At 75.9% G+C, this 6,700-nt stretch carries 5 protein-coding genes and 2 pseudogenes; 5 read left to right on the top strand and 2 right to left on the bottom strand.

The genetic code is table 11. The features are described 5' to 3' along the window. The 3 genes and pseudogenes from MHW47_RS30190 to MHW47_RS30180 form a co-directional block, all read left to right on the top strand. A pseudogene (locus tag MHW47_RS30190) lies at window positions 1-236 on the top strand (magnesium chelatase); the annotation flags it as partial. Then, entirely contained in the window at window positions 236-844 is a 609-nt protein-coding gene (cobO, locus tag MHW47_RS30185) for a cob(I)yrinic acid a,c-diamide adenosyltransferase (protein ID WP_239227033.1), read from the top strand. The pseudogene MHW47_RS30190 and the gene cobO, both read left to right, overlap by 1 nt. Beyond that, complete coding sequence (locus MHW47_RS30180; protein WP_239227032.1) at window positions 838-2,199, top strand: cobyrinate a,c-diamide synthase; 1,362 nt, start codon at window positions 838-840, stop codon at window positions 2,197-2,199. The genes cobO and MHW47_RS30180 overlap by 7 nt, the downstream gene beginning before the upstream one ends. A 14-nt stretch (window positions 2,200-2,213) precedes the next feature. Here the strand turns inward: MHW47_RS30180 and MHW47_RS30175 are convergent, their stop codons facing one another. Continuing rightward, the gene (locus MHW47_RS30175; RefSeq protein ID WP_239227031.1) at window positions 2,214-2,936 is read right to left on the bottom strand and encodes a ZIP family metal transporter; all 723 of its coding nucleotides are present in this window, start codon (window positions 2,934-2,936) and stop codon (window positions 2,214-2,216) included. A gap of 6 nt (window positions 2,937-2,942) precedes the next feature. Between MHW47_RS30175 and cobC the strand changes: the two are divergent. Beyond that, window positions 2,943-4,577, top strand: a pseudogene (gene cobC / locus MHW47_RS30165) (Rv2231c family pyridoxal phosphate-dependent protein CobC). Window positions 4,578-4,638: 61 nt separating this feature from the next. Here cobC and MHW47_RS30160 read toward each other — a convergent pair. Next, window positions 4,639-5,739, bottom strand: coding sequence for an amidohydrolase family protein (locus MHW47_RS30160; protein ID WP_239227027.1), 1,101 nt, complete (start codon window positions 5,737-5,739; stop codon window positions 4,639-4,641). A 135-nt stretch (window positions 5,740-5,874) separates the two neighbouring features. Here MHW47_RS30160 and MHW47_RS30155 point away from each other — a divergent pair. Next, on the top strand, window positions 5,875-6,700 hold an 826-nt coding region (locus MHW47_RS30155), incomplete at its 3' end, for an aminotransferase class V-fold PLP-dependent enzyme (protein ID WP_239227026.1).

The raw sequence follows: 6,700 nt of genomic DNA, 5'->3' as shown, positions 1-6,700 counted from the left end.
AGCCGGTGGAGCTGGCCGCGCGGGCGGCCCGGCTGCATGCCGCCGAGGGGGTCGCGTCGGTCGTCGTGGACTGTGAGTCGGGGCCGGTGCGGCTGGGGCTGGCGGCGGCGCTCGCGGCCGATCTGGGCGGCACCGCCGTCACGCTCGACGAGCTGCGCGCCGAGTCGATCGCCGGGCTGGTCAGGGACGTCCGGGGCGGGAGCCGTCCCGGGAACGGTGACAGGAGGGCCGCGTAATGCCGCAGGGACAGCCGGTGAGTGTGCCGGACGACGGACTGACCACCCGGCAGCGGCGCAACCGCCCGCTGCTGATGGTGCACACGGGCGTCGGCAAGGGGAAGTCGACGGCGGCCTTCGGGCTCGCGCTGCGGGCCTGGAATCAGGGCTGGCCGATCGGGGTCTTCCAGTTCGTGAAGTCCGCGAAGTGGAAGGTCGGCGAGGAGAACGCGCTCAAGGTGCTCGGCGCGAGCGGCGAGGGCGGGTCCGTCGCCTGGCACAAGATGGGCGAGGGCTGGTCCTGGGTCCAGCGCGGTCTGCACGGCGACAACATGGACAACGAGGCGAAGGCCCGGGAGGGCTGGGAGCAGGTCAAGCGCGACCTGGCCGCCGAGACGTACCGGCTGTACGTGCTGGACGAGTTCGCCTATCCGCTGCACTGGGGCTGGATCGACACCGACGAGGTGGTCGGGGTGCTGCGCGACCGGCCCGGTACCCAGCACGTCGTCATCACCGGCCGCAACGCGCCCGCCGCGCTGCTGGACGCCGCCGACCTGGTGACGGACATGTCGAAGGTGAAGCACCCGATGGACGCCGGGCAGAAGGGCCAGAGGGGCATCGAGTGGTGAACGTCCCCCGCCTGGTCGTGGCCGCGCCCGCGTCCGGGAGCGGCAAGACCACCGTCGCGACGGGTCTGATGGCCGCGTTCGCCGCGCGGGGGCTCGCCGTCTCCGGGCACAAGGTGGGCCCCGACTACATCGACCCGGGCTTCCACACGCTGGCCACCGGGCGGCGCGGCCGCAACCTCGACGCGTACATGTGCGGGCCGGAGCTGATCGCCCCGCTGTTCGCGCACGGGGCACGGGGGTGCGGGCTCGCGGTCGTCGAGGGCGTGATGGGGCTGTACGACGGTGCCTCCGGGCTCGGCGAGCTGGCGTCCACCGCGCACGTGGCGAAGCTGCTGCGGGCGCCGGTGGTGCTCGTCGTGGACGCGTCGTCGCAGTCCCGGTCGGTGGCGGCGCTGGTGCACGGGTTCGCGTCCTGGGACACCGGGGTGCGGATCGGCGGGGTGATCCTGAACAAGGTGGGCTCCGACCGGCACGAGGCGCTGTTGCGGGGGGCGCTGGAGGAGTCGGGGGTGCCGGTGCTGGGCGCCCTGCGGCGGGCCGAGGGGGTGTCGGTGCCGTCGCGGCACCTGGGGCTCGTGCCGGTGGTGGAGCGGCGGGCGGAGGCGGTGACCGCCGTCGAGGCGATGGCGGCCCAGGTGGTCGCGGGGTGCGATCTGGAGGGGCTGCTGGCGCTGGCGCGCTCGGCGCCCGCGCTGCCGGAGGCCGGGGTGTGGGACGCGCAGGACGCCGTGCGCCCGGCGGCCGGGAAGGGCGCGAAGCCGGTGGTCGCGGTCGCCGGGGGGGCCGCGTTCTCGTTCTCGTACGTGGAGAACTCCGAGCTGCTCGCCGCCGCCGGGGCCGAGGTCGTGGCGTTCGATCCGCTGCGCGACGAGAAGCTCCCGGAGGGCACGGCGGGCGTGGTGATCGGGGGCGGGTTCCCCGAGGTGTACGCGCCCGAGCTGTCGGCCAACGGGGCGTTGCGCGGGGCCGTGGCGGAGCTGGCGCGGAGCGGGGCGCCGGTGGCCGCCGAGTGTGCCGGGCTGCTGTATCTGGCGCGGTCGCTGGACGGGCTGCCGATGTGCGGGGTGCTCGACGCCGACGCGCGGATGACGGGGCGTCTGACGCTCGGCTACCGGGAGGCCGTGGCGCTCACGGACAACGTGCTGGCCCCGGCCGGGGCGCGGATGCGGGGGCACGAGTTCCACCGCACCGCCGTCGAGCCCGGTGCGGGGGACGAGCCCGCCTGGGGCATGCACCGGCCCGAGCGGCGCGTGGAGGGGTTCGTCCGGGGCAATGTGCACGCGAGCTATCTGCACACCCACTGGGCCGCGTCGCCCGGCACGGCGCTGCGGTTCGTCGAACGGTGCGGCGGGTGACATCGGCGCCGGGGTCACTGCGCCAGGGCGACCACCAGCCAGATGAAGCCCACTCCGGCCACCGTGCACAGCAGGGTGGAGCGGGCCGGGTGGTCGTGGTGGGCCTCGGGCAGGATCTCGGCGGCGGCGAGGTAGAGCAGCGCACCGCCGAAGAAGCCGAGATAGCAGCCGAGGAGTTCCTCCGGCAGGGTGAACAGCAGGGTCGTCGCCGCCCCGGCGACGGGCGCCACCGCGTCCGCGAACAGCATCGTCAGGGCCTTGCGGCGGGCGTTGCCGTACAGGCTGGTGAGCGTGTAGGTGTTGAAGCCGTCCGCGAAGTCGTGGGTGATCACGGCGAGCGCGACGGCCGCCCCCATGCCGCCGCCGACCTGGAACGCGGCGCCGAGCGCGATGCCGTCCATCAGGCTGTGGCCGACCATCGCGGCCGCCGCCGTCAGCCCGACCTGCGGGACGCGCGCCTCGGCCGCCCCGTGGGCCGCCTGGCGCACCGCCAGCAGCCGCTCCACGAGGTGGGCGACGAGGAAGCCGCCGACGAACAGCAGCAGGGCCGCCGGGACGCCGAGGACGAGGCCGCCCGCCGCCTCCATGGCCTCGGGCAGCAGGTCCAGGCCGACCACGCCGAGCATCAGCCCGCCGGCCAGTCCGAGGACGAGGTGGCGGCGGTCGCTGACGCGCTGGGCGACCCAGCCGCCGGCCAGGGTCATCAGGAACGCGCCGAGCGCGACGAACACCGCCATGGCCTCTTGCTAGCCGATGCACCCCGGTCCGCGCATCTCGGCCGGGCGGCCGGGCCCGGGGTGCTCGTCGTCGGGGTCGGCGCGTCCCGGGGCGTGTCCGGGGACGAGGTGACCGGGCTCGTCCTGGCGGCGCTGCGGGAGGCGGGGCTCGCGGTGGGCGAGGTCGCCGAGTTGGTGACCGTCGAGGCGAAGGCCGGTGAACCGGGCCTGGTGGCCGCCGCCGGCCGGCTCGGGGTTCCGCTGCGCGCCCACCCCGCCCGGGTGCTCGCGCGGGTCGCCGTTCCGCACCCCTCCGGGGCCGTCCTCGCCGCCCTCGGCACCCCCTCGGTGGCCGAGGCGGCGGCCCTCGCCGGAGGCGGTCAACTCCTCGTGCCCAAACGCGTTTCGCGCCCCGGGGGCGGCCGGCGTTCCATGGCCACCTGCGCGGTCGTGCGCAGGCCCGGCAGGACCGTTGCGTGAAACCGGGTGCGGGGCGCATAGTCATCCTGCCGGAGTCCACCCAGGCCACGGCGCACACCCCCACACCACACCCCCACCACGGCGGTCATGCACACTCCCACTGAGAGTCCCGACGCGACAGGCGCGGGCACGCACGATCTGCGTCACCACGGAGACGCGGAAGTACGCGGACGGGACCGGGATCTGACCGATCTCGCCGTCAACGTACGGGCCGGCACCCCGCCGGCCTGGCTGAAGGAGCGGATAGCGGGCTCGCTCGGCGCGCTCGCCGCCTACCCGGACGGACGCGAGGCACGCGAGGCGGTCGCCGCGCGCCACGAAATCCCCCCCGAGCGGGTCCTGCTGACGGCGGGTGCGGCGGAGGCGTTCGTCCTGATCGCCCGTGCGCTGCCCGCCCGGCGGCCGTATGTGGTGCACCCTCAGTTCACCGAGCCGGAGGCCGCGCTGCGGGCCGCCGGGCACGAGGTGGGCCGGGTGCTGCTGCGCCCCGAGGACGGCTTCCGGCTCGATCCGGCCGACGTCCCGGACGAGGCGGACCTGGTCGTCGTCGGCAACCCGACCAACCCGACGTCCGTGCTGCACCCGGCGTCCGTGCTGGAGCGGCTGGCGCGGCCCGGGCGGACGCTGGTCGTCGACGAGGCGTTCATGGACGCGGTGCCGGGCGAACGCGAGGCGCTGTGCGGGCGCACGGACCTGCCCGGGCTCGTCGTCCTGCGCAGCCTCACCAAGACCTGGGGGCTCGCCGGGCTGCGCATCGGCTACGTGGCCGCCGATCCGGAGACGATCCGCACCCTGGCGGAGGCGCAGCCGCTGTGGCCGGTGTCGTCGCCCGCGCTGGCGGCGGCGGAGGCGTGCGTGGAGCCGCGCGCGCTGGCGGAGGCCGCCGACGCGGCGGACCGGATCGCCGTGGACCGGGCCCATCTGGTGGCCGGGCTACGGGAGTTCTCCGAGATCCGGGTCGTGGAGCCGGCCGAGGGCCCGTTCGTCCTGGTGCGCCTCGACGGGGCGGCCGAGATCCGGGACCGGCTGCGGAGGCTGGGCTTCGCCGCCCGGCGCGGGGACACGTTTCCCGGGCTCGGCGACGGCTGGCTCCGGCTGGCGGTCCGGGACCGGACGACGACCAATCGTTTCCTCCAGGCCCTGGACCTGGCCCTCCAGGCGCTGACGGTGGCCGGCCGGTAGGGCGCTCCGGCGGGCGGCGCTCCCCTTCCGGAGCGCCGCCCGCCGTGCCCCTGCCGGTGCGTCAGGCGATCACGCGGCCGTTGAGGACGACCCGGCGCGGCCCGGCCAGCACCCGGACGTCGGCGCGGGGGTCCTCGTCGTACACCACGAGGTCGGCCGGCGCCCCCTCCTCCAGGCCCGGCCTGCCCAGCCAGGCCCTCGCTCCCCAGGTCGTCGCGGAGAGCGCCTCCAGCGGCGGGATGCCCGCCCGGACCAGCTCCGCGACCTCGTCGGCCACCAGCCCGTGCGCGAGCACCCCGCCCGCGTCGGTGCCGACGAAGACCGGCACCCCGGCGTCGTACGCGGCGCGCACGGTGTCGTAGCGGCGTGCGTGCAGCCGGCGCATATGGGCGGACCAGCGCGGGAACTTCGCCTCCCCGCTCCGCGCGAGCGAGGGGAAGGTGGCGATGTTGACGAGGGTCGGGACGATCGCGACCCCGCGTTCGGCGAAGAGCGGGATGGTGTCCTCGGTCAGCCCGGTGGCGTGCTCGACGCAGTCGATCCCGGCCTCGACCAGGTCGCGCAGCGAGTCCTCGGCGAAGCAGTGCGCGGTGACGCGGGCGCCCAGCCGGTGCGCCTCCGCGATGGCCGCCTCCACCGCGTCGCGCGGCCACAGCGCGGTCAGGTCGCCCGCCTCGCGGTCGATCCAGTCGCCGACGAGCTTCACCCAGCCGTCGCCCCTGCGGGCCTCCCGGGCGACGTAGGGGACGAGTTCGTCCGGCTCGATCTCATGGGCGTAGTTGCGGGTGTAGCGGCGCGGCCTGGCGATGTGGCGGCCGGCCCGGATGATCTTCGGCAGGTCCTCGCGGTCGTCGATCCACCGGGTGTCGGCGGGCGAGCCGGCGTCGCGCAGCAGCAGCGCCCCGGCCTCCCGGTCGTCGAGCGCCTGCTTCTCGCTGGTCGCCGCGTCCACGGCGCCGTGGTGGTCGAGCCCGACGTGGCAGTGGGCGTCGACCAGTCCGGGCAGGGCCCAGCCGCTGACGGTGACGGCGTCGTCCGCGCCGGGCGGGCGCGCGAAGGTGACCCGGCCGCCGACGGCCCAGAGTTCGTCCCTGACGTCGTCGGGCCCGACGAGCACCCGCCCCTTCACATGCAGCACCCGCGTTGCGTCCTGATCGCTCATGCACAGCACTGTACGAGGGGCCGGCGCGGGCGCGCCGCCCTGTGCCGGGCCGTCCGGCGCCCGCTCGGTAGGCTCGATGGCCCGACCGGCCGGCAGGCCGGCGCCGGCCGATCCGAACCCGAAGAGAGCACCGCCGTGACCCACCCCTTCCTCGACCTGACCCCGCTGACCGCCGCGCACTTCGCGGCCATCGAGCGGCGGGTGGCCGGGCTGCTGGCCACCGAGCAGGACGTCGTCATCACGCAGGGCGAGGCGCTGCTGCCGCTGGAGGGCTGCATCCGGGGCGGTGCCCGGCCCGGTTCGACCGCGCTGAACGTGGTGACCGGCCCCTACGGGCAGACCTTCGGCAACTGGCTGCGCGACTGCGGGGCCGAGGTGGTCGACCTGGAGGTGCCGTTCCACACGGCGGTCACCGCCGGGCAGGTCGCCGACGCGCTGGCCGCGCACCCGGAGATCGACTTCGTCTCGCTGGTGCACGCCGAGGCGGCGACCGGGAACACCAACCCGGTCGCGGAGATCGGCGAGGTGGTCCGGGCGCACGGGGCGCTGTTCATGCTGGACGCGGTGGCGTCGGTGGGCGCGGAGCCGCTGCTGCCGGACGCCTGGGGCGTGGACCTGTGCGTGATCGGGGCGCAGAAGGCGATGGGCGGCCCGGCCGGGGTGTCGGCGGTGTCGGTGAGCGGGCGGGCCTGGGAGCGGATGGCCGCCAACCCGCGGGCGCCGCGCCGGTCGTACCTGTCGCTGCTCGACTGGAAGGAGCGCTGGATCGACGCCGGCCGCACGGCGCTGCCGCACGCCCCGGCGCAGCTGGAGATGCTGGCCCTGGAGGCGTGCGTGGAGCGGATCGAGGCGGACGGGCTCGACGCCGTGATGGCCCGTCACGCGGCGGCGGCCGCGGCCACCCGGGCCGGTGCGGTGGCGCTGGGCGGCGGGCTGACCCCGTACGTGCGCGAGGCGCGGG

This window comes from Streptomyces sp. OfavH-34-F (genome assembly GCF_022347745.1).
In the GTDB taxonomy this organism is placed as follows: Bacteria; Actinomycetota; Actinomycetes; order Streptomycetales; family Streptomycetaceae; genus Streptomyces.
The sequence above is the reverse complement of the archived record's forward strand: the minus strand, read 5'-3'. Positions and strand labels throughout refer to the sequence as shown.